Here is a 19,964-nt window from a genome sequence, read left to right on the forward strand (position 1 = left end):
GCTGGGGGCGGCCGTCGATGGCGGGCGCGGTGCCGGCACCGGGGCCGGCGTGGGCCTGGCCATGGGCACCATGTCCGGTGCCGAGGCGGGCAACTATGCGGGCAACAATCTGCAGCGGCGCTACGACTATGCCTACCAGCAGTGCATGTATGCCCAGGGCCACCGGGTGCCTGTGGCCGGCCGCATGATGACCGAGTCCCAGCCGGCCGGCAGCTACCCGCCGCCCAACACGCCGCCGCCGCGCTGAGGTCCACCATGCCGGCCCGTTTCTCCCTGCGCTGTGTCGTCCGCTGCGCTTTGCTGCTGGGGGCGGGCATATGGGTGGACGTCTCGGCAAACGCGCCGATCAACGCACCGGCAGGCTTGGCTGTGGGCGTCCCGGCGACTGGCGCCAACGCCGGCCAGACGGATGGCACGGCGCGCCAGGGCGCCCGCGCGCCGGCGGCCGACACGCTGCCGCTGGAGCAATACGCGCGCCTGCCCGTCTGCAGCCTGAGCGCGGACGGCCGCCACCTGGCGGTCGAGCCGTGCCGCACGGCGCCCACCCGCCAACCCAAGGCGCGCCGCGCCGTCACGGCCATCATCCCCACCATGCCGGCCCGGCCCGTGCCCCGCGCGGCCATGGCGCCGCCGCTGCCACCGTCGCCGCCCTTGCGACAGGCCCCGCGGCCCGTGCCCGTGACGGCCTGCGACGCGGGCGGCTGTTTCGATGCGTCCGGCGTGCGCCATACCGGCGCCGGCGGCAACACCACCATTTCCCCGTCCGGCCAGCTGTGCCTGCGCAACGGCGTATGGCTGCAATGCCAGTAATGGTTTTTGTGGCGCTGCAACAAAATCGCACGGTTTTTCGCGCGCGGCCCGAAAAATTCGCTACAATTTGACGCGATTTGACGTTTACGTAAACGTTAATGGCCCGACAGAGGCCGCACGGACTATTTTCCCAACTGACAGAGGACGGACATGCAAATTCAAGACAATGTATTCATCATCACGGGCGGCGCATCGGGCCTGGGCGCGGCCACGGCCCGCATGATCGTGGCGGCCGGCGGCAAGGTGGTGCTGGCCGACGTGCAGGTGGAAGCGGGCCAGGCGCTGGCCGCCGAACTGAAGGGCAGCTTCGTCAAGTGCGACGTGACGTCGGAAGCGGACGGCCAGGCCGTCGTCGCCGCCGCCGTGGCCATGGGCACGCTGCGCGGCCTGGTCAACTGCGCCGGCGTAGCGCCGGCCGTCAAGACCGTGGGCAAGGATGGCCCACATCCGCTGGACGTGTTCCAGCGCACCATCAACATCAACCTGGTAGGCACCTTCAACATGGCCCGCCTGGCGGCTGACGCCATGGGCAAGACGGCGGCCACCGAACAGGGCGAGCGCGGCATCATCATCAACACGGCGTCGGTGGCGGCCTTCGACGGCCAGATCGGCCAGGCGGCCTACGCTTCGTCCAAGGCGGCCGTGGCCGGCATGACGCTGCCGATGGCGCGCGACCTGTCGCGCAGCGGCATCCGCGTGATGACCATCGCCCCCGGCATCTTCGAAACGCCGATGTTGCTGGGCATGCCGGCCGAAGTGCAGCAGGCGCTGGGCGCCATGGTGCCGTTCCCGCCGCGCCTGGGCAAGCCGGACGAGTATGCCCAGCTGGCCAAGGCCATCATCGAGAACGTCATGCTGAACGGCGAAACCATCCGCCTGGACGGCGCGATCCGCATGCAGCCCAAGTAAGAACGCGGCAAAACGTTTTCGTGTAGGATGCCTGTGTCATCGGGCGCGCGGCCCTGGTCGCGCGCCTTTTTCATTGGAGCCTGCATGATACGTCTGAAATCCGTGACGCCGGCGCTGGCGCTGTGCGGCCTGCTGTCCATTCCACTCTTGCCGGCCCTGGCGCAGGACGCCACCCGCGCCGCGCCCGAAATCGCCACCGGCTACACGGCCAAGCAGGGCGTCGTCGCCCGCAAGTACATGATGGCGGCGGCCAATCCGCTGGCCACCGAGGCCGGCTACCGCATGCTGCGCCAGGGCGGCAGCGCGATCGACGCGGCCATCGCCAGCCAGATGGTGCTCAACCTGGTCGAGCCGCAATCGTCGGGCATCGGCGGCGGCGCCTTCCTCATGTACTACGACGGCAAGCGCGTGCAATCGTACGACGGCCGCGAGACGGCGCCGGCGGCGGCCGACGAGCACCTGTTCCAGGATGCGCAAGGCAAGCCGCTGTCGCGTGCGGCGGCCATCATCGGCGGCCGCTCCGTGGGCGCGCCCGGCGTGCTGCGCATGCTGGAACTGGCGCACAAGGAACACGGCAAGCTGGCGTGGGCCAGCCTGTTCGCGCCGGCCATTGCGCTGGCGGAGAACGGCTTTGCCGTCAGCCCCCGCCTGCACGCGCTGCTGGCCTGGGACCGCTACCTGGCGCAGGATCCGGTGGCGGCCGCCTACTTCTACGACGCCAAGGGCCAGCCCTGGCCGGTCGGCCACGTGCTGAAAAATCCGGCACTGGCGCGCAGCCTGCGCGAGATCGCCGCCGGCGGCGCCGACGCCTTCTACAACGGCCGCATCGCGCGCGACATCGCGGCCAAGGTGGCGGCGCATCCCGTCAACCCGGGCAAGCTGACGGTGGCCGACATCGCCGCCTACCGCGCCAAAGAGCGCTCGCCCGTGTGCAGCGACTACAAGGCCTGGACCGTGTGCGGCGCGCCGCCGCCGTCGTCGGGCGGCATCGCCATCGCCCAGATGCTGGGCATCCTGGAGAACCGCGACATCAGTTCCTACCAGCCGGTGGGCGGCATGCTGAACGCGGACGCCATCCACCTGTTCAGCGAGGCGGGCCGGCTGGCCTACGCCGACCGCAACCACTACCTGGCCGACACCGACTTCGTGCCGCTGCCGGGGCGCGGCGTGGCGGCCATGCTCGACAAGGCTTACCTGGCCCGGCGCGCCGCCCTGATCGGCCCCGACTCCATGGGCAGCGCGCCGTTCGGCACGCCGGACGGCATGCAGGTGGCGTGGGGCAGCGACACGGCGCTCGACCGGCCATCGACCTCGCACCTGGTGGCGGTGGACGGCGCCGGCAACGGCCTGTCCATGACCACCTCGGTGGAGGACGCCTTCGGCTCGCGCCAGATGGTGGATGGCTTCCTGCTCAACAACCAGCTGACCGACTTCTCGTTCGACGCCGTCGACGCCGACGGTCCCGTGGCCAACCGGGTGCAGGGCGGCAAGCGCCCGCGCAGCGCCATGTCGCCCACGCTGGTGTTCGAGCGCGCCAGCCACCGGCTGGTGCTGGCCACCGGCTCGCCGGGCGGCTCGGCCATCATCAATTACGTGGCCAAGGTGCTGGTGGGGACGCTGGACTGGGGCCTGGACGTGCAGCAGGCCATCAACCTGCCCAACTTCGGCAGCCGCAACGGGCCCACGGAGCTCGAGGCGGGGCGGGTGGCGCCGGAGATGGTGGCCCGGCTCAAGGCGCGCGGCCACGAGGTGCGCGAGTTCGAGCAGAACTCCGGCCTGCAGGGCATACAGCGGCGCACGCTGGACGGCCAGCCGGTGTGGTTCGGCGGCGCCGACCCGCGCCGCGAGGGTGTGGCGCTGGGCGACTGAATGTGGCTTACGGAGGCGATCGTGACGCGAAAGCGTCCCCATGGCTTCCCTAACGGCGCCATACCCTGCTAATCTTGGGCGCATGGGCAATCAAAAGAAAACAGGCTTGATCCTGACCGGAGGCGGCGCCCGCGCCGCCTACCAGGTGGGCGTGCTGCAGGCCATCTCGGAGATACTGTGGGAAGCGGGCTGGCCGCCGGCGCGCAATCCCTTCGACATCATCTGCGGCACCTCGGCCGGCGCCATCAACGCCACGGCGCTGGCCTGCCGCGCCGACAACTTCAGCGAAGGGGTGCAGCGCCTGCTCGACGTGTGGCAGCACATCAAGGTGGAGCAGGTGTACCGGGCCGACTCGCTGGGCGTGATCCGCTCCGGTGCGCGCTGGCTGTCGCTGCTCTCGTTCGGCTGGCTGCTGCGCAAGTGGCGCGCCGCGCCGCCCCAGTCCCTGCTCGACAACACGCCGCTGGTGTCGCTGCTGCACCGCATGCTGGACCTGCCGCGGCTCGACACGGTGCTGTCCGAAGGCTTGCTGCACGCGCTGGCCGTCACCGCCTCGTCCTACAGCGGCGGCCAGCACATCACCTTCTACCAGACGGCGGCCGAGATCGCGCCCTGGGTGCGCATGCAGCGGGTGGCGCTGCAGGACCAGATCGGCATCGAGCACCTGCTGGCCTCGTCGGCCATTCCCTTCATCTTCCCGGCCACTCCGCTGTACCTGGGCGGCCACCGCGAATACTGCGGCGACGGCACCATGCGCCAGATCGCGCCCATCTCGCCGGCCATCCACCTGGGCGCCAGCAAGGTGCTGGTGGTGGGCGCCGGCCGCCTGACGGAGCCGCCGCGCAGCGCCTCGGACGGCGCCGCGCGCTACCCCAGCCTGGCGCAGATCGCCGGCCACGCCATGTCGTCCATCTTCCTCGACAGCCTGGCGGTGGACATCGAGCGCCTGGAGCGGGTCAACAAGACGCTGTCGCTGCTGCCCGAGGAACACCTGAGCAAGACCCCGCTCAAGCCGGTCAAGCTGCTGGTGATCGCGCCGTCCGAGCGGCTCGACGACATCGCCAGCCGCCACATCGCCAGCCTGCCGGCGCCGATCCGCACCATGCTGGGCGGAATCGGGGCCACGGAAACGCGCGGCGCCGCACTCGCGTCCTACCTGTTGTTCGAATCGACGTATACTGGCGAGTTGATTCGTCTTGGACAGCGCGACACGCAGCTGCGCAAGGACGACGTGCTGGCCTTTTTCGGCAGCTGACCCCCGCTGACCCTGGGATGGAACCCGTGTGCTGTTGCTGATACGACGCCTCTGTACTCTCTTGCTGATACCGGCCGCCCTGCTGTGGGCCGCCGGCCTGGCCGCGGCCTGGGCCGGCGCGCCGCCGCGCACGCTGCGTTTCGAGCAGCTGACGGTGGAGCATGGCCTGGCGCAGGAATCGGTGCTGGCCATCGCCCAGGACAAGCAGGGTTTCATCTGGCTCGGCACCCAGGCCGGCCTGACCCGCTTCGACGGCTACCGCACCGTCACCTACAAGAGCGTGGTGTCGGACCCGCGCAGCCTGGGCGACAACTGGGTGCGGGTGCTGCACCTGGACAGCGCCGGCCAGCTGTGGGTGGGCACGGACGGTGGCCTGGACCGCTACGACCCCCGCAGCCGCGGCTTCGACCATTTCCTGCCGCACGAATCGGCCAAGCGCGGCAACGGCAACCGCCACGTGCGCGCCATCGTCGACGACGGCCTGGGCGGCCTGTGGCTGGCCACCGGCGACGGCCTGCACCATTTCGATCCGGCCAGCGCCCGCTTCACCAGCTGGCACCACGACGACACCGACGCGGCCAGCCTGGCCGACGACCAGGTCAACGCGCTGGCGCGCGACGCGGCCGGCCGGCTGTGGGTGGGCACGGCCACCGGACTCGATATGCTGGCACCGGGCGCGACCCGCTTCCAGCACTTCCAGATGGATACGGCGCCCGACGCCAAGGCCAACTTCGTGGCCGCGCTGCAGCTGGACCAGGATGGCGCGCTGTGGGTGGGCACGCTGGCCGGGCTGGAACGGTGGCAGCTGGGCGAGGGCGCGCCGCGGCGCCACCGGCTGGGCGCGGCCGAAGGCCTCAAGGGCGGCAACATCACGGCCATCTACCTGGACGGCGAACATAACCTGTGGATAGGCAGCGGCGCCGACGGCCTGTACCGCTGGCTGCCGCACGACCAGCACCTGGCCCAGTACCGCCACCAGCTCGGCGACAGCCACAGCGTGGCCGACGACCAGATCTCGGCCCTGTTCCGCGACCGCGTGGGCACCTTCTGGGTCGGCACCTGGAACGACGGCGTAAGCCGGGTCGACATGGGCAGCGGCGGCTTCGCGCGCCTGGTGCGCCAGGCCGACCAGGCGCAGGCCCTGTCGGACAACAAGGTGCGCGCCATCGTGGCCGACGGCCATGGCCAGCTGTGGCTGGGCACCAGCGCTGGCCTCAATCTGTACGACCCGGCCAACGGCCACGCGCGCACCTGGCACCACGCGCCCGGCGGCCTGAGCGACGACCTGGTGACGGCCCTGTGGCGCGACGCCGACGGCAACCTGTGGATAGGCGGGCGGGCCGGCATCAACCGCATGGACGCGGCCACGGGCGCCCTGCGCGCCTGGTCGTTCTCGCATGGCGACCCGGCCGGCGACACCATCCGCAACATCGTGGGCGACCGCGAAGGCCTGCTGTGGGTGGCCTCGCGCGGCGGCCTGCACCGCTTCGACCCGCGCACCGGCACCAGCCACACCTACCGCCACGATCCGGCCGACAGCACCAGCCTGGCCGACAACGTGGTGCGCCCCATCCTGGAAGACCGCCGCGGCAACCTGTGGGTGGGCACCTTCAACGGCCTCGATCTGTTGGACCGCAAGAGCGGGCGTTTCCGCCACTTCCGGCGCGATCCGGCCGACCCGTCCAGCCTCAGTCACGACGAGGTGCACTACCTGTACGAGGACGGCCAGGGCACGATCTGGGTCGGCACGGCGGCCGGCCTGAACCGCATGGAGCAGGGCGCCGACGGCAGCGTGAAATTCCGCCGCTACCTGCGCCGCGACGGCATCGGCGACGACGCCATCGCCTCCATCCTGCCCGACGACGCCGGCCACCTCTGGCTGAGCACCAATACCGGCCTGTCGCGGCTGAATGTGAGGACCGGTCTGGTGCGCAACTACTCGGGCGCCGACGGCACCATCGAGGGCGCCTACTTCGACGGCGCGGCCCTGCGCACGCCGGACGGCACGCTGTACTTCGGCGGCTTCAACGGCATCACGGCGTTCTCGCCGGCCGAAGTGCGCGAGAACAGCGTGGCGCCCACGGTGGCCATCACCGACTTCCAGGTCTTCAACAAGTCGCTGCGGGCCGGGCAGGGCGAATACGGCAATGTGCTGAGCGGCGCCATCGAGCACACCAGCGCGCTCACGCTGGGCCAGAACGACTCCGTGTTCTCGCTCGAATTCGCCGCGCTGCACTACGCGGCGCCGCAGCGCAACCGCTTCGCCTACCAGCTGCAGGGCTTCGACCAGGACTGGGTGGTGACCGATTCGACCAAGCGCTTCGCCACCTACACCAACCTCGATCCGGGCCGCTACACCTTCCGCGTCAAGGCCGCCAACAAGGACGGCATCTGGAACGACAATGCCGCCACCCTGGTCATCACCATCCTGCCGCCGTTCTGGAAGACGTGGTGGTTCCGCTCGCTGGCCGCGCTGTTGCTGGTGACGGCCGGCTACGCCGCCTACCAGGCCCGCATGCGCGGCCTGCGGCGCCAGAAGGCGATGCTGGAGCAGCAGGTCGGCCTGCGCACGGCCGAGGTGGAGCAGAAGAACCAGCTGCTGCAGCTGCAGACGCAGGAACTGGAGCAGCGCCGGCTGGAGGCCGAAAACCAGCGCGCCGAGGCCGAGCAGCGCCGCATCGACACCGAGCGCCAGAAGCAGGAAGTGGAGCGGCAGAAGGAGAACGTGGAGCAGGCCCACCGCAACATCTCGGTGCTGAGCGAGCTGGGACGCGAGATGAGCGCCACGCTGGACATGGAAACGGCCATGCGCACGCTGTACCGCCACGTGCACCACCTGATGGATGCGCAGATGTTCGGCATCGGTTTCGTGCAGGAGGAACAGGGCATCATCGAATTCCCGTTCGCCATCGAGAGCGGGGTGCGCACCCTGCCGTACACGCGCCGGCTCGACAACCCCAACCAGCTGGCCGTGTGGTGCGTGACCTACCGGCGCGAAGTGTTCATCAACGACTTCGACGCCGAATACCACCGCTACATGGACGACGTGGGCCGCCAGCAGCTGGTGCCATGCATGCGCGAGGACGGCGTGCCGCCGGCGCTGGCGCAGTCGATGATCTACACCCCGCTGATCGTCAACGACAAGGTGGTGGGCCTGCTGTGCGTGCAAAGCGAGGGCCGCCACGCCTACCAGCAGGTGCACCTGGACATGCTGCAGACGCTGGCCGCCCACGCGGCCGTCGGGCTGGAGAACGCGCGCGCCTACCAGCAGCTGGAAGAGGCGCTGCAGGCGCTGCGCCTGACCCAGGAACAGCTGCTGCTGCAGGAGCGCCAGGTGCGCTTGCATACCGACGAGCTGGCGCTGGCCAACCGCGCGCTGCAGGAGAACGACGAGCGGCTGCGCCTGGCCAAGCAGAAGGCGGAAGACGCCACCCGCCAGAAGTCGGAATTTTTGGCCAACATGAGCCACGAGATGCGCACCCCGCTGGCCGGCGTGATCGGCATGCTGGGCTTCGCCCTGCGCGACGGCCAGCTGCAGGACAGCACGCGCGAACAGATCCTGCGCGGCCAGGCCAACGCCCAGTCGCTGCTGTCGATCATCAACGACCTGCTGGACTTTTCCAAGATCGAGGCCGGCAAGCTGACCATCGAGAACATCGATTACGCGCTGGCGGCGGCGGTGGAGAACGTGGTCAGCCTGTTCGAGGAGCAGGCCGCCGCCCACAGCGTGGGCTTCAGCCTGGAGTTCGGCGACGGCCTGCCGCAGTTCGTGGTGGGCGACCCGACCCGCCTGCGCCAGGTGCTGGTCAACTTGGTGGGCAACGCCTTCAAGTTCACCCAGCGCGGCGCCGTGCGGATGCGGGTCGAGCCGGTGGCGCCGGGCCAGTCGCAGGGCGGGGCGGACGCGCCGCCGGGCGTGAACCTGATCCGCTTCACGGTGGCCGACTCGGGCATCGGTATTCCGGCCGACGCCATGCCGCGCCTGTTCCAGAAATTCGAGCAGGCCGACTCCACCACCACCCGCCGCTACGGCGGCACGGGGCTGGGGCTGGCCATCTGCCGCCAGCTGGTCGAGCTGATGGGCGGCGAGATCCGCGTGGCCAGCACGCCGGGCGTGGGCAGCACCTTCTCGTTCGAGCTGCCGCTGGCCAACGGCGTGGCGCCGCCGCTGGTGCCGCACGTGCCGCGCGAGCCGCACAGCCACCAGCTCAAGGTGCTGTGCGCGGAAGACTTCCCGACCAACCAGATCATCATCCGCATGATGCTGGAGGACCTGGGCCACAAGGTCGATATCGCCGCCAACGGCCTGCTGGCCGTCAAGGCCTGCACCATGACGCGCTACGACCTGATCCTGATGGACGGGCGCATGCCGGAAATGGACGGCGCCAGCGCCACCCGCGTGATCCGCTCCGGCGGTACCGAGGAGGCGCCCGTGCGCGACCAGGAACTGATGATCATCGCGCTGACGGCCAACGCCAGCGAGGAAGACCGCAGCCGCTACCTCGCTTCGGGCATGGACGACTTCCTGACCAAGCCGATCGACGAGGCGGCGCTGCACTTCCAGCTCAGCCGCGCCATCGAGCGCCAGCTGCAGCGCGGCGTGGCGCTGGCGCGCATGGAGCCGCGGCGGAGCGCGCCGGTCGCCACGGCGGAGCTGGACGCCATGTTCGGCGTGGCCCCGGCCGGCCCCGAGTCGGCCCGCGCGGCCCAGCACAGCGGCAACGGCGACCTGCGCGCGCGCCTGCGCGGCGCCTTCCTGCAGGACGTGCCGGGCCGCCTGGCGGAGCTGGAGCGGGCCCTGGCCGAGCGCGACGGCGAGGCGGCCGGGCGCCTGCTGCACGGCATCAAGGGCAGCGCCGGCTACCTGGAGGAGCAGGAGCTGCAGGCCCTGTGCGGCGAACTGGAACTGGCGGCCGACCATGGCTACTGGGCGCAGATCGAGGCCGGCCTGCCGCGGCTGCGCCAGCTGCTCGAGCAGACCGCCGCCGCCGCGCTGTGAGTTTTTCCCCGCCGCGCCCTTTTTGAAACCGCCCCTGATCGGGTAAGATGGATGGCAGTGCCAAGCGCGGACGCCATCGTTGCCGCTTGCGCGCGCACAGGCACTGGAGAGCAAAATGAAAGTATTGGTGGTGGATGATGATGTCGTGTCGCGCATGGTGCTGATGCACCTGATCGACAGCTGCGGCACATTCGACATCGTGGAGGCGGAAGACGGCGCCGACGCGTGGCAGCAGCTGGAGGCGGGACTGCGGCCGGCCATCTGTTTTTGCGATCTGCGCATGCCGCGCCTGTCGGGCATCGAGCTGCTGCAGCGGGTCAAGAGCCACGACGCCTTGCATTCCATGCCGTTCGTGCTGGTCACCTCGGCCACGGACGGCGACACGGTGCAACTGGCCACCCAGTCCGGCGCGGCCGGCTACGTGGTCAAGCCGTTCCAGGCCGAGCAGGTCAGGGTGCACCTGGCCCAGTTCCTCGAACTGGCCGCCAGCGAGCCCGATCACCTGGCCGAGACGCCGGCCGCCACCCAGTTGCGGCTGGGCATCAACGCCGAGCGCCTGCTGGTCTACCTGGCCGGCTTCCAGAACCAGCTGACGGCGGCCAGCGACGAATTGAACCAGTTGCTGGAAGGCGGCAGCCAGCAGGAGGCGCAGCTGCGGATCGAGCGCCTGCATGCGGGCTGCGTCACGCTGGGACTGCACGGGGCCGCCGCCGGGCTGCAGGCGCTGGTGCCGGGACAGCTGACCCAGGCGGCAGTGCAGGGCGCGCTGTCGGGCGTGGTGCGCGCCGTGATCCGCCAGGCCGGCCTGACGCGCCAGGCGCTGGGGTGAATCGCACACGGCGAGCCTGAGCCTCCGCGATCAAAAATGGGGACGCAAAAATGGGGACGTACCCCTTTTCTTGGAAATGGGGACGTACCCCTTTTTTGGGAGCGTCGATTGAGAAGGCCGCTAACTTTGCGGCATTACGGCACGGCCCCGCATTTGTCCGCCGTCGTCGCCCGGCCGCCGCTGCACGGCCGCCGGTACGCAAACCGCCGTTCCCCGACAATACACGCTTGAAGTTAATATATTTTAGGTTTAAAGTATCTACTGCAGGCTGTGACGATACGACGACCAACTTCAGGGCGACCATGACCAGACCGACTGCCAGCAGTGCCGGCGCTAGCCAGGACAGCAAGGGCGCCAGCGCCCATACCGACCATTTCACGCGCGACCACCTGCCGCCGCCGGAGCAGTGGCCGGTGCTGCGCTTCGAGCTGCCGGAGCTGCAGTATCCGGCGCGCCTCAATTGCGTGGCCGAGCTGCTGGACCGGGCCGTGGCGGCCGGCGCCGGCGAGCGCATCGCCATCCGCAGCGACAGCGGGCAGTGGACTTACGCCCAGCTGCTGGAGCAGGTCGACCGCATCGCCCACGTGCTGCGCGGCCCGCTGGGGCTGGAGGCCGGCAACCGCGTGCTGCTGCGCGGCGCCAACCATCCCATGATGGCCGCCGCCGTGCTGGCCGTGTTCAAGGCCGGCCTGGTGGCCGTGCCCACCATGCCGCTGCTGCGCGCGCGCGAGCTGGGCGTGATCCTGGCCAAGGCCCGCGTCAACGCCGTGCTGTGCGCGGCCGGCCTGCGCGGGGAAATGGATGGCGCGCCCAACCTGCCGCAGCGCGTGCTGTACTTCGGCGACGGTGCCGGACCCGACGGGCTGGAAGCGCACATGGCGCGCCAGCCGGCCAGCTATGCGCCGGTCGATACGGCGGCCGACGACGTCTGCCTGATCAGCTTCACGTCCGGCACCACGGGCGTGCCGAAAGGGACCATGCACTTCCAGCGCGACATCCTGGCCATCTGCGACTGCTTCCCCCGCTCCGTGCTCGGTTCGCGGCCGGACGACGTGTTCATCGGCACGCCGCCGCTGGCCTTCACCTTCGGCCTGGGCGGGCTGCTGCTGTTCCCGCTGCGGGTGGGCGCCAGCGCCGTGCTGCTGGAAAAGCTGACGCCGGAGACGCTGCTGCGCGCGATCGGGCAGTACCGCGCCACCATCTGTTTCACGGCGCCCACCTTCTACCGCCAGATGGCGCCGCTGGCCGCGCAATACGACCTTGCCAGCCTGCGCCAGAGCGTGTCGGCCGGCGAGGCGCTGCCGCTGGCCACGCGCGACGCCTGGCGCGCCGCCTCCGGGCTGGAAATGATAGACGGCATAGGCGCGACGGAGCTGCTGCACATCTTCATTTCCGCCGCCGGCGCCCAGGTGCGGCCCGGCGCCACCGGCAAGCCGGTGCCGGGCTACCGGGCCTGCATCCTGGACCAGGACGGCAAGCCCGCGGGGCCGGGCGTGATCGGCCGGCTGGCCGTGCAGGGACCGACCGGCTGCCGCTACCTGGACGACGAGCGCCAGCGCGACTACGTGGTGGACGGCTGGAACCTGACGGGCGACGCCTACGAGATGGACGCGGACGGCTATTTCCACTACCGTTCGCGCACCGACGACATGATCATCTCGGCCGGCTACAACATCGCCGGGCCGGAAGTGGAGGACGCGCTGCTGCGCCACCCGGCCGTGGCCGAATGCGGCGTGGTGGGCCGCCCCGACGCCGAGCGGGGCCAGATCGTCGAGGCCCATGTGGTGCTCAAGCCCGGTCACGCGCCCGGTGACGCCCTGGTGGCCGAACTGCAGGAATTCGTCAAGCGGCAGATCGCGCCGTACAAATATCCGCGCGCGGTGTGCTTCCGGCAGTCGCTGCCGCGCACGGAGACGGGCAAGCTGCAGCGCTTCAAGCTGCGCGCCGACGGCAACAACTGACCAGCATCTGAATCGAAAGCACTCCATGAATATCGTATGCATAGGCGGCGGCCCGGCCGGGCTGTATTTCGGCCTGCTGATGAAAAAGCAGGACCCGGCCCACACCATCACCGTCGTCGAACGCAACCGGCCGTACGACACCTTCGGCTGGGGCGTGGTGTTTTCCGACCAGACGCTGGGCAACCTGGCGGCGGCCGATGAACCGACGGCGCGCGCCGTCCTGCAGTCGTTCAACCACTGGGACGATATCGACATCCACTTCAAGGGCCAGAAGGTGCGTTCCGGCGGCCACGGCTTCTGCGGCATCGGCCGCAAGCACCTGCTCAACATCCTGCAGCGGCGCTGCGAGGAACTGGGCGTGCGGCTGGTGTTCGAGACCGACGTGGCGGACGACCAGGAAATCGCCGCCCGCTACGGCGCCGACCTGGTGATCGCCGCCGACGGTCTCAATTCCCGTATCCGCGCCCGCTACGCCGCCACCTTCGCGCCGCAGATCGAAGCGCGCCAGTGCCGCTTCGTGTGGCTGGGCACGAAGAAGAAGTTCGACGCCTTCACCTTCGCCTTCAAGCAGACGCCGCACGGCTGGTTCCAGGCCCACATCTACCAGTACGACGGCGACACGTCGACCTTCATCGTCGAGGCGCCGGAAACGGTGTGGCGCGCCGCCGGGCTGGAGGAAATGAGCCAGGAGCAGAGCATCGCCTGGTGCGAACAGCTGTTCGCCGACCAGCTGGACGGCCACGCCCTGATGTCGAACGCGGCCCACCTGCGCGGCTCGAGCGTGTGGATCAAGTTCCCCCGCATCGTGTGCGCCCAGTGGGTGCACTGGAACGACACGCCGGCCGGCCGCGTGCCGGTGGTGCTGATGGGCGACGCGGCCCACTCGGCCCACTATTCGATCGGCTCCGGCACCAAGCTGGCGCTGGAAGACGCGATCGAGCTGGCGCGCTGCTTTGGCGAGCACGGGGACACGGCGGCGGCGTTGGCCGCCTACCAGCAGGTGCGTGCGGTGGAAGTGCTGAAGATCCAGAGCGCGGCCCGCAACTCGATGGAATGGTTCGAGAACGTGGAGCGCTACAGCGCCATGGAGGCGCCGCAGTTCGCCTATTCCATGCTCACGCGCAGCCAGCGCCTGTCGCACGAGAACCTGCGCCTGCGCGACGCCGGCTACGTGGCCGGCTTCGAGGCCTGGTTTGCGCAGCGTGCCTTCGCCCAGGCGCAATTGCCGGCCCCGCCCAGCCTGGCCATTCCGCCCATGTTCACGCCGCTGAAAGTGCGCGGGCTCACGCTTAAAAATCGCATCGTCGTCTCGCCGATGGCGCAGTACAGCGCCGTCGACGGCACCGTCGGCGACTACCACCTGGCCCACCTGGGCGCGCGCGCCCTGGGCGGCGCGGCGCTGGTGTGCGCGGAAATGACGTGCGTGTCGGCCGATGCCCGCATCACCCCGTTCTGCCCCGGCATGTACGCGCCCGAGCACACCCAGGCGTGGCAGCGCATCGTCGATTTCGTCCACGCCAACAGCGACGTGAAGATCGCGCTGCAGCTCGGCCATGCGGGCGCCAAGGGTTCCACCCGCGCCATGTGGGACGGCATCGACCTGCCGCTGGAGCGGGACAACTGGCCGCTGGTGTCGGCGTCGCGCCAGCAGTACCTGGCCGGCGTGTCGCAGACGGCGCGCGCCGTCACGACAGAAGACATGGCGCGCATCGAGGCCGACTTCGTGCGCGCCGCGCTGGCAGCCGGGGAGGCCGGCTTCGACTGGCTGGAGCTGCACTGCGCGCATGGCTATCTGCTGTCGTCGTTCATCTCGCCGCTCACCAACGAGCGCGGCGACGAATACGGCGGCAGCCTGGAGAACCGCTGCCGCTTCCCGCTGCGCGTGTTCGCCGCCGTGCGGGCCGTGTGGCCGCAGCATAAGCCGATGAGCGTGCGCATCTCGGCCCACGACTGGGTCGAAGGCGGCATCACGCCCGACGACGCGGTGCAAATCGCGCGCCTGTTCAAGGCGGCCGGCGCCGACATGATCGACTGTTCGTCGGGCCAGGTCAGCAAGCTGGAACAGCCGCAATACGGGCGCATGTTCCAGACCCCGTTCGCCGACCGGGTACGCAACGAGGCCGGCATCGGCGCCATCGCCGTCGGTTCCATCTTCGAGGCCGACCACGCCAACGGCATCGTCGCCGCCGGCCGCGCCGACCTGTGCGCCGTGGGCCGGCCGCACCTGGCCAATCCCGCCTGGACGCTGGCGGAAGCGGCCAGGATAGGCTACGCTGGCGCTCCCTGGCCTAGGCAGTACCTGGCCGGCAAGCAGCAGCTGGAGCGCAACCTGGAGCGCGAGCGCCAGCTGGCCGCCGCCGGCGCCGGCCTCACGCCGCAACAACTGGCCGCGCGCCTGCTGGAGGGCTGAACCGTGAATCCCATCGCATCCTCGCTGGAAGGACGGCACGCGCTGGTCACGGGCGGCGCGCGCGGCATTGGCGCCGCCTGCGCCCGCGAACTGGTGCTGCGCGGCGCCAGCGTTACCCTGGCCGGGCGCGACGGCGCCGCGCTGGCCCACGCGGCCGAACAGCTCGACACGCTGGGGCGGGTCGAGACGGAGATCATCGACGTCACCGACGAGGCCAGCGTGCTGGCCGGCTTCGCGCGGGCGGCCCGCTGCGCCGGGCGCATCGACATCCTGGTCAACAACGCCGGCCAGGCCGCGTCGGCGCCGTTCGGCAAGACCGGCGCGGCCCTGTGGCAGCGCATGCTGGACGTGAACCTGACGGGCACCTTCCACTGCACCCAGGCCGCGCTGCCGGCCATGCTGGAGGCGGGCTGGGGGCGCATCGTCAACGTGGCCTCGACGGCGGGGCTGGTGGGCTACCGCTACGTGGCGGCCTACGTGGCGGCCAAGCACGGCGTGGTGGGCCTGACGCGCGCGCTGGCGCTGGAGGTGGCCGCGCGCGGCGTGACCGTCAACGCCGTCTGCCCCGGCTACACGGAGACCGACCTGGTACGGGAAGCGGTCGCCAACATCATGGCCAAGACGGGGCGCAGCGAGCAGCAGGCGCGCGCCGGGCTGGCGGCCGGCAATCCCCAGCAGCGCCTGGTGCAGCCGGAGCAAGTGGCCAACGCCGTGGCCTGGCTATGCCTGCCCGAATCGGGCGCCATGACGGGCCAGGCCATCGCCGTCGCCGGCGGCGAAGTCATGTAACGCAGTCATGTAACAACGGATAGAAACGGAACACCATGTCACGCTCAGAGAACAACGCCCATCCCGCCATCCCGGACCAGCAGGAGGGCGAGGACAGCCCGCCCGTGCTGGACCTGGCCAGCCGTCTCACGGACGACCATCACCAGTCGCTCAAGCTGTGGCTGCGCATGCTCTCGTGCACGGTGCGCATCGAGAACGAGATCCGCAGCCGGCTGCGCGCCACCTTCGGCATCACGCTGCCGCGCTTCGACCTGATGGCGCAGCTGGAGCGCTATCCGCAGGGCTTGCGCATGGGCGAGCTGTCCAAGCGCATGATGGTCACGGGCGGCAACATCACCGGCATCACCGACCAGCTGGAGCAGGAAAAGCTGGTGCTGCGCGTGCCCGACCCCAAGGATGGCCGGGCCTACAGCGTCAAGCTGACGGCCGCCGGCCGCCGCACCTTCGCCACCATGGCGGCCGTGCACGAACAATGGATCGCCGAACTGCTGCAGGACATCTCCGGCACCGACAAGGGCCGGCTGATCGAGCTGCTGTCGCAGATGAAGCACCACCTGAACGCCTCCGACGACAAACAAGGATAACCATGCGATACCTTCCCGGCCAGGCGCAGCAGCTGCCCGGCAACCGCGCCACCCTGGCCGGCCACCAGGCCAGCCACTTCCTGTTCGCCGTGGCCGGCGGCGTGGCCACCGTCACGCTGAACCGGCCCGAGCGCAAGAACCCGCTCACCTTCGCGTCCTACGCCGAGCTGCGCGACCTGTTCCGCGCGCTGGCCTATGCGCAGGACGTGAAAGCCATCGTCGTCACGGGCGCGGGCGAGAACTTCTGCTCGGGCGGCGACGTGCACGACATCATCGGCCCGCTGACCAAGCTGGACATGCCCGGCCTGCTGGCCTTCACCCGCATGACGGGCGACCTGGTGAAGGCGATGCGGGCCTGCCCGCAGCCGGTGGTGGCGGCGGTGGACGGCATCTGCGCCGGCGCCGGCGCCATCCTGGCCCTGGCCTCGGACCTCCGGCTGGCCACGGCGCGCAGCAAGACGGCCTTCCTGTTCACCCGGGTCGGCCTGGCCGGCTGCGACATGGGCGCCTGCGCGCTGCTGCCGCGCGTGATCGGCCAGGGCCGCGCCGCCGAATTGCTGTACACGGGCCGCTCCATGTCGGGCGCGGAAGGGGAGCGCTGGGGCTTTTTCAACAGCCTGCATGAACCGGACGCGCTGGCCGGCGCCGCGCAAGCGTTGGCCCAGGGCCTGGCCGACGGTCCCACCTTCGCCCACGGCATGACCAAGAAGATGCTGCAGCAGGAATGGAACATGGGGGTGGACGAGGCGATCGAGGCGGAAGCCCAGGCCCAGGCCATCTGCATGGCCACCAACGACTTCCACCGCGCCTACCACGCCTTCGTGGCCAAACAAAAACCGCTGTTCGAGGGAGACTGAGCCATGGCCGACAAGAGCTACCTGGACTGGCCCTTCCTGGCGCCGCACCACGCCGCACTGGAACGGGCGCTGGATGCCTGGGCCACCGCCAACATCACGGACGGCCACCACGGCGACGTCGACACGGCCTGCCGCCGCCTCGTCATGCAGCTGGGCGCGGCCGGCTGGCTGCGCCACGCCGTGGGCGGCAAGGCCTGGGGCGGGCATGACGAGGCCATCGACACGCGCGCCCTGTGCCTGATCCGCGAGACGCTGGCGCGCCACAGCGGCCTGGCCGATTTCGCCTTCGCCATGCAGGGCCTCGGCTCCGGCGCCATCAGCCTGTTCGGCAGCGCGGCCCAGCGCGAAGCCTACCTGCCGCGCGTGGCCAGCGGCGCGGCCATCGCCGCCTTCGCCCTGTCCGAGCCGCAGGCCGGCTCCGACGTGGCGGCCATGCAGTGCGCGGCCGTGCGCGACGGCGACCATTACGTGCTGGACGGCGAGAAGACGTGGATCTCGAACGGCGGCATCGCCGACTTTTATATCGTGTTCGCGCGCACCGGCGAGCAGCCGGGCGCGCGCGGCATCAGCGCCTTCATCGTCGATGCCGCGACGGCCGGCCTGGAAATCGCCGAACGGATCAACGTGATCGCGCCCCATCCGCTGGCCCGGCTGCGCTTTGCCCGCTGCCGCGTGCCCGTATCGCAGCGCATCGGCGCGGCGGGGCAGGGCTTCAAGGTGGCCATGGCCACGCTGGACGTGTTCCGCACGTCGGTGGCGGCGGCCGCGCTGGGCTTTGCCCGCCGCGCGCTGGACGAAGCGCTGGCGCGCGCCACGGGGCGCCGCATGTTCGGCCAGCAGCTGGCCGACTTCCAGCTGACCCAGGCCCGGCTGGCCCAGATGGCCACCGGCATCGACGCCGCCGCGCTGTTGACCTACCGCGCCGCCTGGCAGCGCGACCAGGGCCGCAACGTGACGAAGGAGGCGGCCATGGCCAAGCTGACGGCCACCGAGACGGCGCAGCAGGTGATCGACGGCGCGCTGCAGCTGTTCGGCGGCCTGGGCGTGGTCAGCGAGCAGCCGGTCGAACGGCTGTACCGGGAAATCCGCGCCCTGCGCATCTACGAGGGGGCGACGGAAGTGCAGCAATTGATCATCGCGCGCGAATTGCTGCGGGCCGTGCCGGCCGCGGCCCATCATGAAGGAAAAGAGGAAAAATGAGCGAGCACATAAAAATCCTGCAACCGCCGGGCTGGGTCCGCCCGCGCGGCTATGCCAACGGGGTGGCCGCGCGCGGCACCACCGTGTGCGTGAGCGGCATGATAGGGTGGGACAGCCAGGGCGTGTTCCACACGGACGATTTCGCCGGCCAGACCCGGCAGGCGCTGCAGAATATCGTTGAAGTGCTGGCCGAGGCGGGCGCCCGGCCCGAGCATATCGTGCGCATGACGTGGTACGTGCTCGACAAGCACGAGTACCTGGCCGCGCTCAAGGAGATCGGCCAGGCGTACCGGGAGCTGATCGGCGCCCACTACCCGGCCATGACGGCGGTGCAGGTGGCTGGCTTGATGGAGCCGGCCGCGCGGCTGGAGATCGAAGTGACGGCCGTTGTCGACGAAATGTAACGAATGTTAGGCATTGGCAATTTTGAAAGTAATCTCACCAACAATATGTTATATTTAATAATCGGGAGAATCGGTTTATCAGTGTAAGTAACTTGTGTTGAGGGATTTATGGATACCATGATGAAAGTACGGGCCAACTGCTTGTTTGCTTTACTGGCCACGGGCGCGGCCGCGGCCCATGCCGGCACAGTCTCGCTGAGCCCGGCGCAAGAAGGGCAGCTGGCGGCCTGGCTGGGCGAGGGACCGGTCAAGTTCACCAGCATTTACACCAAAGCGTCCGGCGACACCTCGCTTAACTTTCACCAGGCTGCCGATGGCAAGGGACGCACGATCGCCGTGATGGAGGCGACCAATGAGCTGGGGCAGACCTGGCTGGTGGGCGGCTACAACCCGCAAAGCTGGTCCTCCAGCGACGGCTTCCATATGACGCCGGACGACGCCCAGCGCACCGGCTTCGTGTTCAACCTGACCACCAGCGCCATCCACCGGCAAATCCTCAAGTCCTACTCGCTCGATACCATCGGTTCCTACCAGACCTATAATGCCGCCAATTTCGGCCCGACCTTTGGCCTGGGCAATGATCTGTATGTGCCGCGCGACCTGACCCATGGCGGCTATTCCGTGCTCTATTCGTACGCCGACCCCAGCCTCTCGAACGTCAACGCCAGCGTGCTCGATGGTTCGCCGTACACCCACCCCAACATCACGTACGGCGCCATGCAGGTGTATACCATCTCGGCGGTGCCCGAGCCCACGGCCATGCTGATGTGGCTGGCCGGCGCAGGCCTGCTGGCCGGCCTGGCGCGCCGCCGGAGCCGGGCTGGCTGACACGGGGCGCCACGCCAAGTTGCGGCGCGACCCTGTCGCGCGCCGCTAATAGCCTGTACAATACCGCTGCCTGCCGCGTGTCGCCATAGTTCAACGGATAGAACAGGTTCCTCCTAAGAATCAGATACAGGTTCGATTCCTGTTGGCGATACCAGCGCTGGCGCGGCCGCCTCCGGCCGGCGATTGCCGCAGCCGGCGCCGCAGCCGGTACAATGCTGGTTTCATTCATCTTAGGCGGGTGCCCTTGCGCGCACCCCGAC

Annotated in this window: 14 protein-coding genes, 1 tRNA gene and 1 pseudogene; all 16 read left to right on the forward strand. The window is 69.6% G+C overall.

Annotated features, from left to right (window positions below; translation table 11 throughout):
- A pseudogene (locus tag AC3WOS_RS23210) lies at window positions 1-247 on the forward strand (hypothetical protein); the annotation flags it as partial.
- Between the two features lie 74 nt (window positions 248-321).
- Window positions 322-810: a hypothetical protein gene (locus tag AC3WOS_RS23215; RefSeq protein ID WP_492718960.1), complete on the forward strand. Its 489-nt coding sequence runs from the start codon at window positions 322-324 to the stop codon at window positions 808-810.
- Window positions 811-960: 150 nt separating this feature from the next.
- Entirely contained in the window at window positions 961-1,719 is a 759-nt protein-coding gene (locus tag AC3WOS_RS23220) for a 3-hydroxyacyl-CoA dehydrogenase (RefSeq protein ID WP_492718961.1), read from the forward strand.
- Window positions 1,720-1,803: 84 nt separating this feature from the next.
- Window positions 1,804-3,588 carry a gamma-glutamyltransferase gene (gene ggt / locus AC3WOS_RS23225; protein WP_492718963.1) on the forward strand — a complete coding sequence of 595 codons (1,785 nt, stop codon included), beginning with the start codon at window positions 1,804-1,806 and terminating at the stop codon, window positions 3,586-3,588.
- Between the two features lie 82 nt (window positions 3,589-3,670).
- Window positions 3,671-4,843 (forward strand): patatin-like phospholipase family protein, encoded by a 1,173-nt coding sequence (locus AC3WOS_RS23230; RefSeq protein WP_492718965.1) that lies wholly within the window; start codon window positions 3,671-3,673, stop codon window positions 4,841-4,843.
- A gap of 28 nt (window positions 4,844-4,871) precedes the next feature.
- On the forward strand, window positions 4,872-9,842 hold the full coding sequence (locus AC3WOS_RS23235; RefSeq protein WP_492718967.1) for a two-component regulator propeller domain-containing protein: 4,971 nt from the start codon (window positions 4,872-4,874) through the stop codon (window positions 9,840-9,842).
- 115 nt (window positions 9,843-9,957) lie between these two features.
- Window positions 9,958-10,671 carry a response regulator gene (locus AC3WOS_RS23240; RefSeq protein ID WP_492718968.1) on the forward strand — a complete coding sequence of 238 codons (714 nt, stop codon included), beginning with the start codon at window positions 9,958-9,960 and terminating at the stop codon, window positions 10,669-10,671.
- A gap of 302 nt (window positions 10,672-10,973) precedes the next feature.
- Window positions 10,974-12,632, forward strand: coding sequence for an AMP-binding protein (locus AC3WOS_RS23245; protein ID WP_492718970.1), 1,659 nt, complete (start codon window positions 10,974-10,976; stop codon window positions 12,630-12,632).
- 25 nt (window positions 12,633-12,657) lie between these two features.
- Complete coding sequence (locus tag AC3WOS_RS23250; RefSeq protein ID WP_492718972.1) at window positions 12,658-15,042, forward strand: bifunctional salicylyl-CoA 5-hydroxylase/oxidoreductase; 2,385 nt, start codon at window positions 12,658-12,660, stop codon at window positions 15,040-15,042.
- Between the two features lie 3 nt (window positions 15,043-15,045).
- The gene (locus AC3WOS_RS23255) at window positions 15,046-15,831 is read left to right on the forward strand and encodes an SDR family NAD(P)-dependent oxidoreductase (protein ID WP_492718974.1); all 786 of its coding nucleotides are present in this window, start codon (window positions 15,046-15,048) and stop codon (window positions 15,829-15,831) included.
- 35 nt (window positions 15,832-15,866) lie between these two features.
- Window positions 15,867-16,415 (forward strand): MarR family winged helix-turn-helix transcriptional regulator, encoded by a 549-nt coding sequence (locus AC3WOS_RS23260; protein WP_492718976.1) that lies wholly within the window; start codon window positions 15,867-15,869, stop codon window positions 16,413-16,415.
- Between the two features lie 2 nt (window positions 16,416-16,417).
- Window positions 16,418-17,272: an enoyl-CoA hydratase family protein gene (locus AC3WOS_RS23265; protein WP_492718978.1), complete on the forward strand. Its 855-nt coding sequence runs from the start codon at window positions 16,418-16,420 to the stop codon at window positions 17,270-17,272.
- A 3-nt stretch (window positions 17,273-17,275) separates the two neighbouring features.
- The gene (locus AC3WOS_RS23270; protein ID WP_492718980.1) at window positions 17,276-18,472 is read left to right on the forward strand and encodes an acyl-CoA dehydrogenase family protein; all 1,197 of its coding nucleotides are present in this window, start codon (window positions 17,276-17,278) and stop codon (window positions 18,470-18,472) included.
- A gap of 8 nt (window positions 18,473-18,480) precedes the next feature.
- Window positions 18,481-18,876, forward strand: a complete 396-nt coding sequence (locus AC3WOS_RS23275) for a RidA family protein (RefSeq protein ID WP_492719025.1) — start codon at window positions 18,481-18,483, stop codon at window positions 18,874-18,876.
- A gap of 108 nt (window positions 18,877-18,984) precedes the next feature.
- Entirely contained in the window at window positions 18,985-19,704 is a 720-nt protein-coding gene (locus AC3WOS_RS23280; RefSeq protein ID WP_492718982.1) for a PEP_CTERM-anchored TLD domain-containing protein, read from the forward strand.
- A 79-nt stretch (window positions 19,705-19,783) separates the two neighbouring features.
- Window positions 19,784-19,858: transfer RNA gene (locus AC3WOS_RS23285), tRNA-Arg, on the forward strand.
- Window positions 19,859-19,964: the final 106 nt, after the last annotated feature.

The organism is Rugamonas sp. FW305-51, from assembly GCF_058786935.1.

Coding starts and splice junctions, on each gene's coding strand:
- AC3WOS_RS23220 (WP_492718961.1), top strand. CDS start 961: ATGCAAATTCAAGACAATGTATTCATCATCACGGGCGGCGCATCGGGC.
- ggt (WP_492718963.1), top strand. CDS start 1,804: ATGATACGTCTGAAATCCGTGACGCCGGCGCTGGCGCTGTGCGGCCTG.
- AC3WOS_RS23230 (WP_492718965.1), top strand. CDS start 3,671: ATGGGCAATCAAAAGAAAACAGGCTTGATCCTGACCGGAGGCGGCGCC.
- AC3WOS_RS23240 (WP_492718968.1), top strand. CDS start 9,958: ATGAAAGTATTGGTGGTGGATGATGATGTCGTGTCGCGCATGGTGCTG.
- AC3WOS_RS23245 (WP_492718970.1), top strand. CDS start 10,974: ATGACCAGACCGACTGCCAGCAGTGCCGGCGCTAGCCAGGACAGCAAG.
- AC3WOS_RS23250 (WP_492718972.1), top strand. CDS start 12,658: ATGAATATCGTATGCATAGGCGGCGGCCCGGCCGGGCTGTATTTCGGC.
- AC3WOS_RS23260 (WP_492718976.1), top strand. CDS start 15,867: ATGTCACGCTCAGAGAACAACGCCCATCCCGCCATCCCGGACCAGCAG.
- AC3WOS_RS23265 (WP_492718978.1), top strand. CDS start 16,418: ATGCGATACCTTCCCGGCCAGGCGCAGCAGCTGCCCGGCAACCGCGCC.
- AC3WOS_RS23270 (WP_492718980.1), top strand. CDS start 17,276: ATGGCCGACAAGAGCTACCTGGACTGGCCCTTCCTGGCGCCGCACCAC.
- AC3WOS_RS23280 (WP_492718982.1), top strand. CDS start 18,985: ATGGATACCATGATGAAAGTACGGGCCAACTGCTTGTTTGCTTTACTG.